We start from the raw sequence: 17,805 nt of genomic DNA, 5'->3' as shown, positions 1-17,805 counted from the left end.
CGTTCAGAGCTTTTTCTGTTTTACAAAACAAACAAGGAAAGGAAGTGCGTATGTGGAAATGCTCGCTGATTTACTAGTAAGAGAAAACAAGATTCGTGAACTCGTTGAAGATTTGGAGACAGGAAAAGACCGACAGTTTATTTCGGGATTGACAGGGGGAGCTAAACCCTTATTTTTCGAAGCGCTTCACCGATCTATTTCAAAAACTACACTTATCATTTCGCCGAACTTGTTGCAAGCGCAACGTACATATGAAGATCTAGTGAAAGTACTTGGGGAATCATCTGTCCATCTTTACCCTGCAGAGGAACTCATTGCGGCTGACTTTTCTATTTCGAGTTATGAGCTTCGTGCACAACGTATTGAGACGCTGGATCATATGGCGAGGGTTGGAAAAGGCGTTTATATTGCGCCAATTGCAGGCATGAAAAAACTGTTGCCAGCAAAAGAACAGTGGCTTGACAGCTCCCTATCCGTGGCAATTGGAGACGCACTTATCATTACCGATTGGTTAGACAGGCTTGTATCAATGGGTTATTCGAGACAACCAATGGTGACAGCACCAGGAGAATTTGCGCTGCGTGGGGGTATTTTAGATTTATATCCGTTGTATATGGAAAACCCAGTAAGAATTGAACTATTCGATACTGACGTAGATTCTATCCGTACTTTTTCCGCGGAAGACCAACGCTCAATTGAAAAGCTGGATTCTGTATCCATTTTGCCTGCAGCAGAATTCGTCTGGAGTGCGGCAGAATTGTTGAACATCGCGGACAAGCTGGAAAACTCATTGAGTACAAGTTTGAAAAAAATGAAGGATGTCGAAGCGAAAGAACGACTGACGACTAATATAATGGGTGATATCAGCTTATTAAAAGAAGGCGAGACACCTGAAAACATGTTGAAGTATGCTTCTTTTGCATCCTCAACCGCTTCGCTCAGTCATTACCTCCCTAATAATGGTATCATCTATTTCGACGAAATTGGACGAATTCACGAGGTTGCCGGGTCGCTTGAAGCAGAGGAAGAAGAATGGATTGTTGCACTTCTGGAAGAGGGGCGAATCGTCCATGACGCTAAGATATCAATTCCGTTTGATGAAATGTATGGATCATTAAAACAACCAAAAGTATTTTTATCACTATTTGTTCGAACTGTACCCGGCATCGTTGTAAAAAAAACCGTTGCATTTTCTTGTAAGCCGATGCAACAGTTCCATGGGCAGATGAATTTACTGAAAAGTGAAATCGAGCGTTGGCAACAAGGTCGTTTCAATCTATTCATCGTAGTAGATGGTAGTGAACGGATGAAGAAAGTAAAAGAAATACTTCAAGACTATGAAGTGGAAGCTGTTCTTTCGGGTGGTCCGACAGATAGTGGAGTTGTTTCGATAATCGATGGGGATTTGTCTGCGGGGTTTGAATTACCCTTCCAACGTATAGCGGTCGTGACGGATTCCGAGTTGTTCCATGGTAAACCAAAACGGAAGTCCCGTCCACAAAAGATGACCAATGCAGAACGTATTAAAAGCTATTCGGAGATAAAGCCCGGCGACTACATTGTCCATGTACATCACGGAATCGGAAAGTACTACGGCGTTGTAACCCTTGAAGTGAGTGGTACTTATAAAGACTACCTTGATATAAGATATCGGGGAGAAGATAAGCTGTTCGTACCTGCTGACCAGATTGATTTGATACAGAAATACGTAGCGTCCGGTGAAAAAGAGCCGAAACTGCATAAACTCGGTGGGACGGACTGGAAGAAGACGAAAAGCAAAGTATCGGCTGCTGTCAAGGACATTGCGGACGACCTTATCAAGTTATACGCCAAACGTGAGGCAGAGAAAGGGTATGCCTTTTCCAAAGACGATGATATGTTGAGGACTTTTGAGAACGCATTTCTGTATGATGAAACTGAAGACCAACTGCGATCGATTACCGAAGTGAAGCAGGACATGGAAAAAGAGCGTCCAATGGATCGACTGCTCTGCGGAGATGTTGGATATGGCAAGACGGAAGTGGCGATTCGCGCGGCATTTAAAGCGGTGTTGGATGGAAAACAAGTCGCTTTTCTTGTGCCGACAACAATTCTCGCGCAACAACATTTCGAAACGATGAGAGAACGGTTCGCAGGCTTCCCGGTCGAAGTCGCATTGTTAAATCGTTTCCGTACGAAGAAAGAGCAAACAGAAACGTTGAAAGGCGTAAAGGCCGGAACTGTGGATATTGTTATTGGAACCCATCGTCTCCTTTCAAAAGACGTTATCTATCACGATCTTGGCTTGCTTGTTGTGGATGAAGAGCAGCGTTTCGGAGTGACGCATAAAGAGAAGCTCAAACAGTTGAAAACGAATGTCGATGTACTGACATTAACAGCGACACCGATTCCTCGAACACTTCATATGTCGATGCTCGGCGTTCGAGATTTGTCTGTCATTGAAACCCCCCCAGCAAATCGTTTCCCGATCCAGACGTATGTAATGGAACATAATTTTGCGCTCGTCCGTGAAGCGATTGAGCGGGAAATGGGACGAGGGGGTCAAGTGTTTTATTTATACAACCGGGTTGAAGACATGGCGCGTAAAGTCGATGAAATCAAACAGCTTGTACCGGAAGCGCGAGTTGGGTTTGCACATGGTCAAATGGGTGAATCAGCACTTGAAGCAGTTATCGTAAGCTTTTTAGAAGGTGAATATGATGTGCTTGTTACAACAACAATTATTGAGACTGGAATTGATATTCCGAACGTCAATACGCTAATTGTTCACGATGCAGACCGTATGGGCTTGTCGCAACTGTACCAGCTCCGTGGCCGGGTAGGACGTTCGAATCGCGTCGCTTATGCCTATTTCCTTTACCAGCGCGACAAGGTTCTAACTGAGGTTGCTGAAAGTCGGCTACAGGCAATCAAGGAATTCACTGAACTTGGTTCAGGCTTTAAAATTGCGATGCGTGACCTATCGATACGTGGTGCGGGCAATTTACTTGGAGCTCAGCAACACGGCTTCATAGACTCCGTTGGTTTCGATCTTTATTCTCAAATGCTGCAAGAGGCCATTGAGGAAAAACAAACAGGTATCGTGAAAGCAGATATACCCGACATGGAAATTTCACTACCTGTCAATGCCTATCTACCGGATGAATATATCCGTGATGGATTCCAAAAAATTCAAATGTATAAACGAGTTAAAGCAATCGAGAATGAAATGGATTATCTTGAACTAGTAGATGAAATGACGGATCGTTTTGGTGATATGCCTCTGGAAGCAGATTTGTTACTTCGTATTGGACGTATCAAAGCGTGGGGAAGGCTGGTGGGCGTGGAGTCCATAAAAAAACAGCGCGTCCTAATCGAAATACGTTTATCACCAGAAGGAACAGCAAAAATAGATGGTGCGAAAATGGTCGAGGAATCGATGAAATTCGGTCGTGCGGTTGGATTCACGATGGAGGGTAGTCGCCTTATCCTTACAATCGATGAACGTCACGCAGGAAAGAGGACAACATTCGATATTCTTGAAGAAATGATGGCACTTTTGCAGGAGTCGGTAAAGCAAACAGATACCTTGGATTCCGTCTAAAGGATACGTTGCATATTTTGCCCATGTATGATGCATACTAAGACGGAAGCGAAGGAACTCTTCAATTTTGTGGAAAGTGAGGCATCATGTATGAAAGCGACAGGAATCGTCCGCAGAATAGACGATCTAGGTAGAATCGTCATCCCGAAGGAAATTCGGAGGACATTGAGAATTCGAGAAGGAGATCCACTTGAAATCTTTACCGACCGGGACGGTGAAGTCATATTAAAAAAATATTCACCGATATCCGAACTAGGACAATTTGCATCGGAATATGCTGAAACATTGTATGAAACGCTGGGCACGCCTGCGCTCATCAGCGACCGGGACGAAATGATTGCAGTATCCGGGGTATCCAAAAAAGATTATTTAAACCGACAGTTATCCCCGAACGTAGAAGAAATTATGGAAGGTCGTAAAATTGTCACGGAAAAGCTTGAAAAGACAATTGAGTGGGTGCCGGGCCAAGTGGAACAAGTCAAATCCTATTGCGTCGCACCTATAATTGCGGGTGGGGACACAATAGGTGCGGTATACTTGCTGTCAAAGGTGCATTTCGTCGGCGAAAGCGAGCAGAAAGCGGCTGAAACAGCTGCCCACTTTTTGGCGAAGCAGATGGAACAATAAGAAACAGCCTACATGCACCGGTACGTGGCGGTTCAAGTGGGCTGTTTTTTTGTGGTGGAAATAGTATGGCGTGGGCTGTTGGTGTTTGCTGCGAGGTGTGGGCTTTATGTGCTGAATTTGTTTTGAGGAGGAGAATAATCGCCTGGAGCTGCTGATTGATCGCTTGGAAGGGGTAAATGAGCGGACGGGGCTACGGATTGATCGCTTGGAAGGGGTAAATGAGCGGACGGGGCTGCTGATTGATCGCTTGGAAGGGGTAAATGAGCGCCTGGAGCAACGGATTGATCGCTTGGGTAGGTAAAACAATTGCCCGCGTGGAAGATACAAGCATCCGACATAAAGAAAAACTGTTTTCATTCAAAAAAAAGAAGCTTCCAAAGAGCTTCTTTTACTTTGCGAATGGGCAATATGGGCATTTCTCGGTTTCCGGGAGTTCCTTGAACAAACAACAGGTTGTTCGTTTATAAGCTGCCATCGCTTCGATTGCTTGCTGATCTTTCAAATACTGTTTAAAAGGCGATCGGCGCATCGCGGGTTTCCATGTGTCATCTTCCAACAAGACATTCAAATCCCGCTGTGCAAACGTTGACTTGTCTTGCAATAACATCGAGTACGTCCATAAGACGTAGCCCCAGATATTTTCCCACAAAATCAATTTGGAGATTTTAGCGCGTTTACTTAAATACCCAACAACGGGATGCCCATACGATTCAAGGACGAAGCGGATATCTTCTTGTCGGTTTTGTACGGCCTTGAAACCCGTAGGTGGGATTGAAAATAGAATGGTGTCATTTTCGATGAATAACGAAACGTCTTTCAAGTCACCAGCCCAGAACAAACTATATTCACTCATTAAATGTAGTTGAGCGGTGATGAAAAATCCATGTCTTCTTGTATAAACAGAAACTGCTACAGCATTTGTTGGGGCGCCAGAAAGTGTGCAAACTTTTTCCATTAATGTTGCGCTACCCGATTCGGTTATCACATCGGCACCAGTTAAGAATGTGTTCGTTTGATGACCGATACGGACATTGAAACGCTCCAGTGCAGCCCGCTGTTCATCGTTCACCTTAAGCAATGGTTGTGCTCCGAAGTTCGGATACGACACAACGTCCACGGCCGAAAGGAACACAGTGCGGTGTTCCAAATAAAGGATCTGACGATACTTGACATTCCATACCGAAAACGGAACGTACCAGATCACATGTAATAATATCTTCAGGTTTGCCTTGCGCAAATACACCGCCATCTTTAATGGCCACAATATTGTGTGCGTAGCGGGAAGCTAAATTCAAATCATGTAACACCATGACAATGGTACGGTTTTTCTGTTCATTTAATTCAAACAGTAAATCCAATATTTCAACTTGATGTGCCATATCAAGATATGTCGTCGGTTCGTCGAGTAGGATGACGTCTGTGTCTTGGGCAAGTGTCATCGCAATCCAGGCACGTTGACGTTGCCCGCCTGATAATGTGTCAATGGCCTGGTCGCGGATATCTCCGATTCGTGTCGCTGCAAGTGCAGCTTCCGTTTTTTTTGTATCTCCTTCCGTCCAGCGCGAAAGCCAAGATTGGTGAGGGTAACGACCCTGTTTGACAAGGTCATGCACTGTTAACCCTTCAGGTGATACAGGGCCTTGCGGAAGAATGCCCATTTTTTTAGCGACATTTCGTGAAGACATCGAGTGGATATCTTTCCCTTCAAGTAACACAGACCCTTCAGAAGGTTTTAAAAGACGCGCAATCGAACGTAATAAGGTCGATTTTCCACAACCGTTACTGCCAACAAAAACAGTTATTTCACCTTGAGGGATGGACAAGTTTAAATCTTCAAATAGAAGTTTATCTGGGTAGCCGATTGACAGGTTCTCAGTTTTTATGGAAGTGTGCATATGAATGCCTCCGTATCTATAGGTGTCTAAATGATTTTTGTTCTCAATTACCGATAAGCATAACATATTTCCTCCCAATTGAGAATCATGATTACTAATTTCTGAAATAACTTTACAGTGTACCCGTTTTCAGTTTACAATACTAATTGATAACAATTATCAATTAAAACAACCATTGGAGGAATATAAAAGATGAATAAATATCTAAAAATGCTAGTTGCCTTGATGCTTTTTGCTGGAGTATTGGCTGGATGCTCGTCGAAAAAAGATGAGGATACATCGAAAGACAAAGTGAGTAATGAAAAAAGTATTACCATTACAGGCTCTAATGGAGAAGTAACGCTGGACAAACCTGCTAAAAAAGTGGTCGTTTTGGAATGGACCTATGCTGAAGACGTATTGGCGCTAGGTGTTCAACCAGTCGGTATGGCCGATATACAAGGGTATGGCGATTGGGTGAATGTAGATGCAGAACTGAGTAAAGATGTAGTCGATGTTGGCGGTCGTCAGGAACCTAATTTAGAAGCGATTGCTGCCTTGGAACCGGATTTAATCATCGGGACGGACTTTCGAATCGAAACAACACTTTCAGAGTTGGAGAAAATTGCTCCGACAGTCATTTTCAATCCGTATCCTGACGATAAATCAATTGATCTCTATGAAGAAATGACAACTACCTTTAATGAAATTGCGAAAGCATTGGATAAAGAGAAAGAAGCAAAACAAGTATTGGCTGATTTGGATGCGAAATACGAAGAAGCGAAAGTGGAAATTGCAAAAGCTGACTTAAAAACCAAGGATGTCATTCTTGCAATGGCTTACTCGGGGGCATCGGCTCCTGAAATCCGTGTTTTCACACCGAACTCCATGGCCTCTATGATTGTAGAGAAAATCGGGCTGAAAAATATTCATATTCCTGCAGAGGATAAGTACGAAATCTTTGGGTCTAGTACATTTAACGTTGAGGGCCTTGTCAAATATGAAAATGCAAACTATCTGTATATCGTGCAAGACAATGACAATATTTATAAAACGCAGTTGAAAGGAAATCCGGTGTGGGAGAACTTGAACTTCGTAAAAGAAGACCGTCTTTTTGATCTTGGTGGAGATACTTGGTTATACGGAGGCCCGCTTTCAGCTGAAACGTTACTTAATAAAATTGTAGACACAATGGTAACCAAGTAATGACGAACAAAACATCAGGAAAGAGATCTTTTCTTGTAATGATTATTGGTTTTTTCCTGTTGGTTGCACTATCATTCATTCACTTGACGCAAGGACAGGCTGAATACACAATCGTACAATTACTAAAAGAAGTGTGGACGGAAGGACGTGTACAAGATATAGTCGTCTCCTTCCGGCTACCACGTTTAGTAATTGGGATACTTGCAGGCGGGGCACTTGCGGTTGCAGGCGCTGTTTTACAAACGTTAACGAATAATCCGTTAGCATCTGCGAGTACATTAGGGATAAATGCGGGGGCATACTTTTTTGTTGTCCTTTCTGTCATTTTCTTTCCTTCGTATCTTGCTAACTTTCCATTTCTTGTGGCACTTGTGGGTGCAGTAATCTCATCTATTCTTGTCGTTACACTCGCAGGTAAGCAAATGGAACCGGTACGCGTCGCACTGACGGGTATGATTATTTCATTGTTATTTGCGTCGCTAACAGGATCTTTACAATTACTGTTTGAAAATGAAACAAATGGACTTTTCTTATGGGGCTCTGGAACACTTGTCCAATTAAATTGGACAGGTGTTGGGTTCGCAGGTCCCGTGATTGCCGTTTTCTTTATTTTTGCCTTAGTGTTGGCAAAACCGTTGGATACATTGTCATTAGGTGAAGATATCGCGTCTTCCCTTGGGCAAAATATCCGTGTTGTTAAGCTGTTGGCCTGGGCTGTTGCAATCCTTCTTGCGGCTACAACGGTAAGTGTTGTCGGGCCAATTGGTTTTATCGGCTTGATGGCACCCCATATTGTACGAATGATGGGTGTTCGGGGACATTTGAATATTTTCCTTCAGTCCTTTTTGTGGGGAAGTGTCATTCTCATAGGTGCCGATGTTTTAGGGAGGTTTATCCAGCCCGGACAGGAAGTACCGGTGGGTGCAATGACAGCGTTAATTGGCGGTCCGTGGTTATTGTACTTGGCATGGAAAACTGCGAAAACGTATAGTCGGGGCGATCGACAAATGGGCGGCGCGTTGAAACCGGTGAAACTGCCGATTGTCGTGGCGATTGTGGTCGCATTGCTAGTCGTTATTATTACACTGGCTTTATCTTATAACGGAATGGCTTGGACGATGGAATGGCTAAAACCGGTTGTATGGAACTTCCGTGTTCCGCGCGTACTAACGGCGTTCATTGTGGGTGTGATGCTGGCGATTGCAGGGGTTCTATTGCAAGGTGTATTACGGAATCCGTTGGCTGATGCAAGTATTTTAGGCGTTACATCGATGGGTGGCGCAGGAGCCATGTTACTCCTCGTGCTATTTCCAGCAATACCCGTTCAATACATGCCGCTTGGCGCTGTTGTAGGTTCTGCACTTGCACTTGTAATTATTATGAGCACGTCATGGAAAAATAATTTTCAACCGATGCTAGTTGCGTTGATGGGAATTGCAATTTCCGCATTTGGTTCAGCTGCTACACAAGTACTTGTAGTGAAGGCTAAACTTGCTGTCGCTGCCGCACTTGTATGGCTGTCGGGAAGCACCTATGCAAAGGGATGGGATGATGTACAACTTGCGGCTTTGTTATTTTTGTTATTCATCGGTCCAGCCATCTATTTGACGCGTAGTTTGGATACGTTGACATTTGGGGACGATGTCGCTTCGGGTCTTGGTTTGTCTGTTAAAAAGACGCGTGTATGGGCACTTATTATAGGGGTTGCAATTAGTACAGCCGCCGTTTCAATTGTGGGAACTATAGGTTTCGTTGGGCTTGTTGCCCCTCATATCGCACGTAGGCTTGTAGGATTCCGCCATCTGCCATTGCTAGTCGCTTCAGGATTATTAGGCGGGCTGCTTCTTGTAACAGCTGACTTTGTCGGACGGATTATTATTGCGCCGAAGGATATTCCAAGTGGCCTAATTGTTGCATTGATTGGCACACCGTATTTGTTATATTTACTCCGTAAGATGAAATGAAAAAAGAGCTGCGTAATTGGCAGCTCTTTTCTTATGGGGGAAAATTGTACGCATTTCGATCAGGCTGTTTTAATACCTTGAAACTTATTCAATAGGTAGTCGAGTTCTTGACTACGCGCAACCACTATAGGGTGAGTCAAACCAAAACGCTTTGCTTGTGTATACATATCAAGCCTTTTGCGTTGTATTTGTTTTGATAAGATATGTCTCCTTGAAATTGTTTTGATCATTTTTCTCATCTCCCATGTGATTTATTGGTGTTTCTATTTTGGGCCGAAATGGAGTGGAATATACATATGCCACTTGACTATGCTTTTCCCGAATTATTTGAACCGTAAACCTATTAGTAGGCGTAAAACTTTCATAGGCGTTTTTCATGATATAATGCGGGTACTATTTAGGATGGAAAGAGGCACAGATTATGGTGCAGCAATGGAATATGAAAACATTTATGAAGGGTGCGTCAATCCTGACAATCTCAGCGATTATCGTCAAATTATTAGGCGCGGTTTACCGGGTACCGTTTCAAAACCTTGTGGGTGACAAAGGGTTTTATATTTACCAGCAGGTGTATCCATTCATCGGGATTTTTATTGTATGGACGTCTTATGGATTCGCAGTAGCGGTCTCGAAGTTACTGGCAGCCAGTACGAGCCATGGAGAGGCGAAAGCAATGATGCGAGTTGCATTTATGTATCTGCTAGTACTGTCATTGATGTTTTTTATCATATTAATGGAATTTGCACCTTTCTTTGCACAGTCTATGGGGGATCCTGAGCTTGTTACACTTCTTCGTGCCGGTGCATATATCGTTTTGTTGATGCCAGTTCTTGCGGTGTTGAAAGGGTCTTTCCAATCAGAAGGTAGGATGGTGCCTGTCGCGGTGTCTGGCGTTGGTGAGCAATCGTTCCGGGTAGCGGTCATTCTCGTGGGGACATGGATTGCTGTGCAGTCTGGGGCGACGCTCTATGCAGCGGGAGAGGTTGCGATGTGGGGGGCGGTTGTCGGCGAAGCAGCTGGCGTCGTTATCTTAGCCCTCTATTTCCGGAATACATTTAAAGGACCATTAGAAAAAGTAGATACATGGCGAGTAGTGAAAGAACTGACGATTGTCAGCCTAAGTGTCAGCGCAAGTTCGCTCATTCTTTTACTATTTCAACTTGTGGATTCGTTTACGGTTTACAATATTCTTCGATCTACAGGTTTCACAGGAGATACTGCAATGGAGAAGAAAGGTGTCTATGATCGCGGGCAACCGCTTGTGCAGATGGGTATCTTGATTGCTTCAACGCTCGCACTTGCGATTGTGCCGCTCATCGCTCATCATGCGACGAAAAAGGAAGGAAGGGGTGCAACACCTTTCATCCGGCTTACATTTCGAACCGCTTTCTTATTCGGCTGGGCAGCTTCAACAGGTCTTGCGCTTGTCCTACCTTATGTCAATGAAATGCTGTTTGAAACACGGGATGGTTCGATTGCACTCATCATCTTTTCATTTCAAATTTTTTGGCTTTCCTTGCTATTGCCGATGACTGCTATTTTGCAAGGAGCGGGGAAAGTTAAAATCCCGACATTGCTCTTATTTGGCGGGCTTATTGTAAAAGTTATCGCGAACCAATTGTTGGTGCCATTATGGGATGTGACTGGTGCGGCTATTGCTGGTAATTGTGGATTTATCGCCATTACAGTGGGGCTTGTTCTTTATTTTAAAAAAGTGTGGAAGATAGGGCTGGCACCCAAACGGTTTTACGGTTGGATTCTACTGGCTACTACATGTATGATTGCGGCAGTTGGACCGTGGATGCTTGTAGCAGATGGTTTTTTATTCAATAATTTGCCGTCACGTATTGCTGCGACTCTGATTGCACTTACATCAGTTTTACTTGGGGCGGCCACTTTTCTTTTTGTCGTTCTGAAATCACGTATAATGGGTGAGAAGGAATGGTATCTATTACCGTTCGGGAAACGATTAGCAACTGTACAATTAAGACTAACTAGAAATAGAAGGTGATTGAAGTGTATCCGATTACAGTAATTGGACTGGGTGCAAGTGATTTAGATCAACTTGCCCTTGGGACTTATCGAAAGTTAAAAGAAGCAAACTTCATCGTGGCACGGACAGATCAACACCCCGCTATCGACGCATTAAGGGCAGAAGGAATTGTTATCAAAAGTTTCGATGCTATTTACGTGAAGAACGATTCTTTTCAGCAAGTGTATGAAGGAATTGTGGAGGAACTACTTTCGCTATGTATGGAGAAGCCGGTTACGTATGTTGTACCAGGACATCCACTTGTTGCTGAGCAAACGGTGCAACTACTCGTTGAAAAGGAGCAGCAAGGGCTGATTACGCTCGAGATTGCAGGCGGTAATAGTTTCCTCGATCCGATTTTTGCAGCGCTACGAATCGATCCAATCGAAGGGTTCCAACTCCTTGACGGTACGGATATGAAACGCGATGACGTCCAAATGAAGCAACATGTGCTTATCGGACAAATATATGATGCATTTGTTGCATCTGAAGTGAAATTGTCATTAATGGAAAAATACGCGTTCGATCATCCAGTGATAGTCGTCACGGCAGCAGGTTCAAAAGCCGAAAAACTGCGTACGGTTCCCCTGTTTGAATTGGATCGTGTTACGGAAATCGATAATTTAACGACTGTCTACGTTCCGCCTGTTATAAATCGGGATGATCGGCTGAAGGATTGGTCAACATTCCGCGAGATCATTGCAGCGTTACGCGCGCCGGATGGTTGTCCATGGGACCGTGAACAAACCCATGAGTCGTTGAAACGATATTTGGTGGAAGAAACGCATGAATTGCTGGAAGCGATCAATCAAAAAGATGATGAGGCAATCATTGAGGAACTTGGTGATGTCATATTGCAAGTGTTCCTCCACGCCCAAATCGGTGAAGATGATGGATATTTTGCAATGGAAGATATTCTACACGCGGTCGGTTCCAAAATGATACGCCGCCATCCACACGTCTTTGGTGATAAAGACGTAGAAAGTTCGGAGGAAGTCCTGCGCAATTGGCAAGAGATAAAAAAAGCGGAGAAACCACAAGTTGAATCGGTGCTAGATGACCAAGAACGTTATTCCGCTTCACTTCTAACTGCATTTAACTTCCAAAAAGAGGCTGGGAAAGTTGGTTTTGACTGGCCGACGATTGAGGGGGCTTTTGACAAGTTTGAAGAGGAGTGGCAGGAATTTCGTGAAGAAGTGAAGAATGGAAAGAGTGAAAGCCAAACAGATGAACTCGGTGATGTCCTGTTTACCCTCGTGAATCTGGCGCGTTTCTTGAAGCTATCGCCGGAGGAAGCAATGATTCATGCCAACCAAAAGTTCAAACAGCGTTTCTTATTTGTTGAAAAAAGTGTACATGCAGAACGTGGGAAATTCACGGATTATACACTGGACGAACTCGAATCGTTTTGGCAACAAGCAAAGGAATTAGGAAAGGGAGAGAATGATGAGACTCGATAAGTTTTTAAAAGTATCCCGCCTTATTAAAAGGCGTACACTGGCAAAGCAAGTAGCGGACCAAGGTCGTATAACTATCAACAACAAAGTTTCAAAAGCTTCATCCGTTGTAAAGGAAAGTGATGAATTGTCAATCCGTTTCGGTCAAAAGGTTGTAACGGTGAAAGTTGAGGCATTGAAAGAATCGACTAAAAAAGAAGATGCTGCTTCGATGTATACAATATTGAAAGAAGAAAAGCTTGAAAAAGTGGAACCCGAATTTATTGATGATGAAGACTGATTTGGCGTGGCAGGATAAATTCCTGTCATGTTTTTTTGTTCCCCAACATAAGATGGCAATGAACGTACAAGCAAAGGGGGATATTCATATGCAATTACAGACGGACAGCCCGACATACGCAATCCCATCAGGGGATCATGTTGTCACAATGCGCAACAGAAAAAGAATGGACATCACTTCGGTAAAATCGATTGACCGTTTCGATCAGGAAGAGTTCCTTGTTCGAACGTCACAAGGGGTATTACAAATACGCGGAGAGGAACTACGCATCGTTCATCTCGATGTCGATAAAGGGCTTCTCACATTGGAAGGTACAGTCAGCACCATCCAGTATGATGAAGAAGAATCAGGCTCACGAAATTTCCTCCATAAATTGTTTGGATGAGTCTTTCTCTTCAATTCCTTAGTCTACTTGCGATGATTGGGACAGGCATTGTAGCAGGGGCGTTCATGGATATGATTGGTACGGGAACGACCCATGCTGGAAATAAGTCATTAATAAAAAAACGTGCAATCTGGCTGGAGATAATCGGATGGATACTTGTTGGATGTGGAACATTTTATATCCTTTATCTTGTCCGTGATGGTGCTTGGCGCATGTATGATCCATTTGCGCAGATAAGTGGGATGTTGCTGTATGTGAGTTTTTTTCACAAGCCTTTTCGTTTGCTGGGACGAATACTACTGATGATTTTTGTGAAACCAGTCTGGTTCTTAATTTGCTTTGTTTTGTCGATTATCCGACAAATTATCCTGTTTATTGTAAAAGTTATTGCATTCCTCTCTGGTCCATTTGTTAGAAAATTCCGTGTCAATTCAAGAAAAGTCTTTAAAAAAAGACCGAATTGATGTATAATCTATTGACTAATGAATTGGTTTGTACGCAGAGAGGATGTGCAAGACGTGGAACAAAAGCAGCAAGGGAAATCGTCCGCAAGAGTGGCATCGATCCAAACTGAGTATGTTCGCTCTCTTCAAAAGAAAGAAAGTAGAAAAAACGCACGGAAGGCTCGTCTATACCGGAGACTAGCAGTGTTTGGTATTTTGGTTGCTGTTGTAATGGGCGGTCTTACGCACACATTCATCAAACAGAAACAAGCGTTGGTGGACAAAGAACAACAGAAAGTAAAATTAATTGCCGAGTTGGATGAAGTACAAAAACAACAGGTTGTGTTGAAAAATCAACTTATTAAATTGAACGATGATGACTATATTGCCAAGCTTGCACGCAAGGAATACTTTTTGTCAGATGAAAATGAAATTATTTTTTCGGTACCGGATAATATAAAGAAAACGGACAAAAAAGACGACGAAAAAGAGTAGTCTTATTGACACTCTTTTTTTGTTGGCTATAATAGAAGTAAGAATCTTGTATATTACAGGACTCGGGAATATGGTTGCAAGGCTTCCAGCGCGGAGCCCGCTTAAATTCTAAGGAGGAGCATTTTTTTTATGTCAATTGAAGTAGGCAGCAAGTTACAAGGTAAAGTTACAGGGATCACAAACTTCGGGGCGTTTGTCGAGCTACCAAACGGTTCGACGGGTCTGGTCCATATAAGTGAAGTAGCGGACAATTATGTCAAAGACATCAATGATCATTTTAAGGTAGGCGACATGGTTGAAGTGAAAGTCATGAACGTTGGAGCAGACGGGAAAATCGGTTTATCGATCAGAAAAGCGAAGCCTGAGTCTGAGCAACGTCCAGAACGTCCACAACGCCCTCAACGTCCGCGTCCGGGTAGTCGTCCTGTGAACGATCGTCCAGAGAACTTTGAAACAAAAATGGCGAAGTTCATGAAAGATAGTGAGGAACGTCTCACAACTTTGAAAAGAGCAACAGAATCGAAACGCGGTGGCCGTGGGGCAAGAAGAGGGTAACTTGCTGGCTGTTTCAATTCATGAAAAATGTTTGTTGGAATTATAAAAAGACGGGCAAAGGGAATCCTTTGCTCGTCTTTTTTCGACGTTTCTCTTTAGGTGAATGAAAAAACGATTTCCGCGGGGGAAATCGTTTTTGGGTTTGTCTTATGCCTGTCGAGTCTAAGCGGCCGTTTTCGCTTTTCGTTAATGGCGGCAGAGGGGATCGAACCCCCGACCTCACGGGTATGAACCGTACGCTCTAGCCAGCTGAGCTACGCCGCCGTAATTGTTCTTTGGAAGCGGTTTTCACCGTCTTTCGGAACAACAATTTCCATAATACATCTGAAAGGGGAACAAGTCAATACATCGTTGAAAAAAAGAAAAACAGTACGGAAAGAGTCGAAAAATTTTGTTTGTTCACCGCCATGAACAGACAATTTCTTGGTGATCTCCTATGTATACTCAATACAAAGCAAACATAGGGGGAATGGGAAATGAAATTGATAGGCAACGTGGAACGTCCGATCTTTCAACCGATTCGTATGTATATGGAGGTGGTTGCAAGGCGGAAAGTGGAAATTCTCGTTTCAGTTTTATTTTTATTCGGATCCTTTTTCTTATCTCAAGCAGTTTTATTTGATGCCGCAGTGCCATTTTTTCTACCGGTATGGGCATTGGCGCGTGCCCGCTTTCGTAAACAACAGATGTGGGTGTTTATCGGAGGGATGATAGGTAGTGCATTTCTTGGCTTAGGACAAGCTGTAATTCATCTATTGATGATTGGTATATTCAATGCAGTTATTAAGTATCCGTTTACGCGGAAGTCAATTCCGCTTACGGTAGCAGGTTGTATTATTGTGGTTCAAGTCGTGTGGCAGTTTATCATGTTTGCCGGACAACCTCCTGTGAATGTGCAATTATACATTGGGTTCGAAGCTGCCCTCGCTTTGTTCATGACCTTCTTCCTTTTTGTTGCATTTCCAGCGTTGGACCGGATTTTCTTTGGAACATGGACGCCTGAACGGCTGGGTGCTGCATGTATTGTTGGTGCAATGGCTACGACTGGAATGAGTGGAATAATGATTGGGCATGTTTCGGTTGCTGGTACACTTATCCACCTTACTATTCTGGTAGCTGCTTTAGCTGGAGGTCTTCCTTTTTCTACAACCGTTGCGATGATTATCGCAGCTATTATTGGAATCGCAGAACTATCATTCACTGGAATGATGGCGGTTTATGGAATGACTGGATTTTTTGCAGGTGCGCTTCGACGCTTCGGAAAAGTCGGTATTGCTACTGGAGGACTGGCTGTATCAGCATTTTTCCTTCTTTACGATTTGACATTGCCACTGGATACATCGCATTTTACGACATTGGGTGTCGCGACTGTCTTATTTTTATTGCTCCCTCGGAAAAGGATTGAACCGATCCAACGTATATTCTTTCCGGAGAACCAGGAAGTTTCGGAGGGGCGCCAGAAGTGGCTTGCGGATCGACTTGACGAACAACTATCGGATTTCCAACAGTTCTCTCAATTTATGTCTAAACTTGTTAGCGGTAAATCGTCATTCAAAGAAGATGTAGATGCCCCGTTACTTCAGGTTGTCCCAACGGTTTGCCAGTCATGCTTTCGCTACTCGAAGTGTTGGGAAAGCACGGATGATGATATGGGGGGGCTTCTTCAGGAGTGGGAGGCGTCCTATACGATGACGAAAAAGGCGTCGAGGCATCGTGTTGAAGAAAAAATCAAATATAAATGTATCCGGTTCACAGGACTTATTACTGAACTTGAAGAACAGGCGACGAATCGATTGTTGACTGGACAGTTGCAACACGGTCGAAAAATGCTAGCGTTACAATTACGGGACATGAGTACACATCTAGATAAAATCATGAATGAAATAAAGGAAGATTTGACTGTATACAAGCCCGCGGAAGAAGAGCTGGCAAAACGTCTGCAAGAGAAAGAAATTGAATACTTTCAAATAGATGTCCTCTCAGGAGAAAGGGGTGCACGTCGTATTGTGTGTTGCATTCCCGAAAGAAGATCCGATTTTGAAACAGACACAACGGTTGCTGAGCGACTTATTTTACCTGTTTTAGAAGAAATGTACGATGAACCATTCCAAGTCGATAAGTCATCCGTCAAACAAGATCCATTTCCGCATATTCAACTGACACTCTGTTCTGCGGTACGTTTCTCATTGGATTACGGCATCGTTGCAACAGCGGGTGGGGAATCGTTCCATGCGGGGGATGCCTATGAGGTTTTTCCGATTCACGATGGGTTGACAGCCGTTTTACTTTCAGACGGAATGGGTCAAGATATTAATGCATATCATGAAAGTCGAAAAGTTATTCGCCTTATGCGGGAATGTCTCGACAGAAAGATGGACCCGGAGACTGCGATGCATACCCTTCACTACATGATGTCGTTAAATGGATTGGATGATATGTATGCAACGCTCGATTTAGCGCTAATCGATTTACAGGACGGTCGGCTATGGTCGTGGAAGGCTGGCTCTATGAGTACGTATATCAAGCGCGGAGATGACTTCTTGCGATTGGACAGTAAATCGGTTCCTGTTGGTTTTCTGCCTTCATTTTCCGTAGAGTCTAAAAATGAAGAGTTGAAATCGGGGGACATCATTGTCATGATGACAGATGGTATATTTAATGGGGATGTTTCGCTTGAAAAGCAAGAGAAAGCACTGTACGGTACACTTGAAAAGTTCGGTAATTTTGATTGTGATAAGATTGCTGATCGGATTATGACTGAGATGGAACGACGATTCGGTGTCGCAGCGGATGACAGGACTGTACTTGTTATGAAAGTCGATCATGTTCTTTCTAAGTGGTCGAGTTTCACACCTTATTCACAGATTACTTCTCGGGAAAATGTTTTGGGATGATTACAATCAA

Annotated in this window: 16 protein-coding genes and 1 tRNA gene; 13 read left to right on the top strand and 4 right to left on the bottom strand. The window is 43.6% G+C overall.

Annotation, left to right across the window (positions count from 1 at the left end; all coding sequences use genetic code 11):
• The first annotated feature begins 52 nt into the window (after nucleotides 1–52).
• The 3 genes from mfd (at nucleotide 53) to FILTAD_RS15720 (ending at nucleotide 4,511) form a co-directional block, all read left to right on the top strand.
• A complete protein-coding gene (gene mfd, locus FILTAD_RS00945) occupies nucleotides 53–3,583 on the top strand; it encodes a transcription-repair coupling factor (protein WP_203229610.1) in 3,531 nt (1,176 codons plus the stop codon).
• 90 nt (nucleotides 3,584–3,673) lie between these two features.
• Entirely contained in the window at nucleotides 3,674–4,210 is a 537-nt protein-coding gene (spoVT, locus tag FILTAD_RS00940) for a stage V sporulation protein T (RefSeq protein WP_124068658.1), read from the top strand.
• A gap of 163 nt (nucleotides 4,211–4,373) precedes the next feature.
• Complete coding sequence (locus FILTAD_RS15720) at nucleotides 4,374–4,511, top strand: hypothetical protein (RefSeq protein WP_160117535.1); 138 nt, start codon at nucleotides 4,374–4,376, stop codon at nucleotides 4,509–4,511.
• An 87-nt stretch (nucleotides 4,512–4,598) separates the two neighbouring features.
• Here FILTAD_RS15720 and FILTAD_RS00935 read toward each other — a convergent pair whose 3' ends face one another.
• Nucleotides 4,599–5,279, bottom strand: coding sequence for a hypothetical protein (locus FILTAD_RS00935; RefSeq protein WP_238988108.1), 681 nt, complete (start codon nucleotides 5,277–5,279; stop codon nucleotides 4,599–4,601).
• Between the two features lies 1 nt (nucleotide 5,280).
• Nucleotides 5,281–6,105 carry an ABC transporter ATP-binding protein gene (locus tag FILTAD_RS00930; protein ID WP_124068623.1) on the bottom strand — a complete coding sequence of 275 codons (825 nt, stop codon included), beginning with the start codon at nucleotides 6,103–6,105 and terminating at the stop codon, nucleotides 5,281–5,283.
• A gap of 192 nt (nucleotides 6,106–6,297) precedes the next feature.
• Here FILTAD_RS00930 and FILTAD_RS00925 point away from each other — a divergent pair, with 192 nt between their 5' ends.
• Together FILTAD_RS00925 and FILTAD_RS00920 are read left to right on the top strand one after the other, a co-directional pair.
• A complete protein-coding gene (locus FILTAD_RS00925) occupies nucleotides 6,298–7,290 on the top strand; it encodes an ABC transporter substrate-binding protein (protein ID WP_124068622.1) in 993 nt (330 codons plus the stop codon).
• The gene (locus FILTAD_RS00920) at nucleotides 7,290–9,254 is read left to right on the top strand and encodes an iron ABC transporter permease (protein WP_124068621.1); all 1,965 of its coding nucleotides are present in this window, start codon (nucleotides 7,290–7,292) and stop codon (nucleotides 9,252–9,254) included. Before FILTAD_RS00925 ends, FILTAD_RS00920 begins: the two co-directional genes overlap by 1 nt.
• 59 nt (nucleotides 9,255–9,313) lie before the next feature.
• On the opposite strand, the gene FILTAD_RS00915 is transcribed toward FILTAD_RS00920, so the two are convergent.
• On the bottom strand, nucleotides 9,314–9,484 hold the full coding sequence (locus FILTAD_RS00915; RefSeq protein ID WP_124068656.1) for an aspartyl-phosphate phosphatase Spo0E family protein: 171 nt from the start codon (nucleotides 9,482–9,484) through the stop codon (nucleotides 9,314–9,316).
• A 191-nt stretch (nucleotides 9,485–9,675) separates the two neighbouring features.
• Here FILTAD_RS00915 and FILTAD_RS00910 point away from each other — a divergent pair, with 191 nt between their 5' ends.
• The 7 genes from FILTAD_RS00910 to FILTAD_RS00880 all read left to right on the top strand — a co-directional run bounded on the left by FILTAD_RS00910 (nucleotide 9,676) and on the right by FILTAD_RS00880 (nucleotide 14,901).
• Nucleotides 9,676–11,265 (top strand): putative polysaccharide biosynthesis protein, encoded by a 1,590-nt coding sequence (locus FILTAD_RS00910; protein ID WP_124068620.1) that lies wholly within the window; start codon nucleotides 9,676–9,678, stop codon nucleotides 11,263–11,265.
• 5 nt (nucleotides 11,266–11,270) lie between these two features.
• Nucleotides 11,271–12,746, top strand: a complete 1,476-nt coding sequence (gene yabN / locus FILTAD_RS00905; RefSeq protein ID WP_124068654.1) for a bifunctional methyltransferase/pyrophosphohydrolase YabN — start codon at nucleotides 11,271–11,273, stop codon at nucleotides 12,744–12,746.
• Entirely contained in the window at nucleotides 12,733–13,023 is a 291-nt protein-coding gene (locus FILTAD_RS00900) for an RNA-binding S4 domain-containing protein (RefSeq protein WP_124068655.1), read from the top strand. The genes yabN and FILTAD_RS00900 overlap by 14 nt, the downstream gene beginning before the upstream one ends.
• Before the next feature lie 88 nt (nucleotides 13,024–13,111).
• Nucleotides 13,112–13,408, top strand: a complete 297-nt coding sequence (gene yabP, locus FILTAD_RS00895; RefSeq protein ID WP_124068653.1) for a sporulation protein YabP — start codon at nucleotides 13,112–13,114, stop codon at nucleotides 13,406–13,408.
• On the top strand, nucleotides 13,405–13,872 hold the full coding sequence (gene yabQ / locus FILTAD_RS00890) for a spore cortex biosynthesis protein YabQ (protein ID WP_124068619.1): 468 nt from the start codon (nucleotides 13,405–13,407) through the stop codon (nucleotides 13,870–13,872). Before yabP ends, yabQ begins: the two co-directional genes overlap by 4 nt.
• Before the next feature lie 54 nt (nucleotides 13,873–13,926).
• Nucleotides 13,927–14,346 (top strand): FtsB family cell division protein, encoded by a 420-nt coding sequence (locus FILTAD_RS00885; protein WP_238988107.1) that lies wholly within the window; start codon nucleotides 13,927–13,929, stop codon nucleotides 14,344–14,346.
• Between the two features lie 129 nt (nucleotides 14,347–14,475).
• Complete coding sequence (locus tag FILTAD_RS00880) at nucleotides 14,476–14,901, top strand: S1 domain-containing RNA-binding protein (RefSeq protein WP_124068617.1); 426 nt, start codon at nucleotides 14,476–14,478, stop codon at nucleotides 14,899–14,901.
• Nucleotides 14,902–15,091: 190 nt separating this feature from the next.
• Here the strand turns inward: FILTAD_RS00880 and FILTAD_RS00875 are convergent.
• Nucleotides 15,092–15,165 (bottom strand) — tRNA-Met (locus FILTAD_RS00875).
• Between the two features lie 212 nt (nucleotides 15,166–15,377).
• Here FILTAD_RS00875 and FILTAD_RS00870 point away from each other — a divergent pair.
• Nucleotides 15,378–17,795, top strand: a complete 2,418-nt coding sequence (locus tag FILTAD_RS00870; RefSeq protein WP_124068616.1) for a SpoIIE family protein phosphatase — start codon at nucleotides 15,378–15,380, stop codon at nucleotides 17,793–17,795.
• The last annotated feature ends 10 nt before the right edge of the window (nucleotides 17,796–17,805 follow it).

This window comes from Filibacter tadaridae (genome assembly GCF_900609045.1).
Classification (GTDB): Bacteria; Bacillota; Bacilli; order Bacillales_A; family Planococcaceae; genus Sporosarcina; species Sporosarcina tadaridae.
This window is presented reverse-complemented; position numbering and strand designations above follow the sequence as displayed.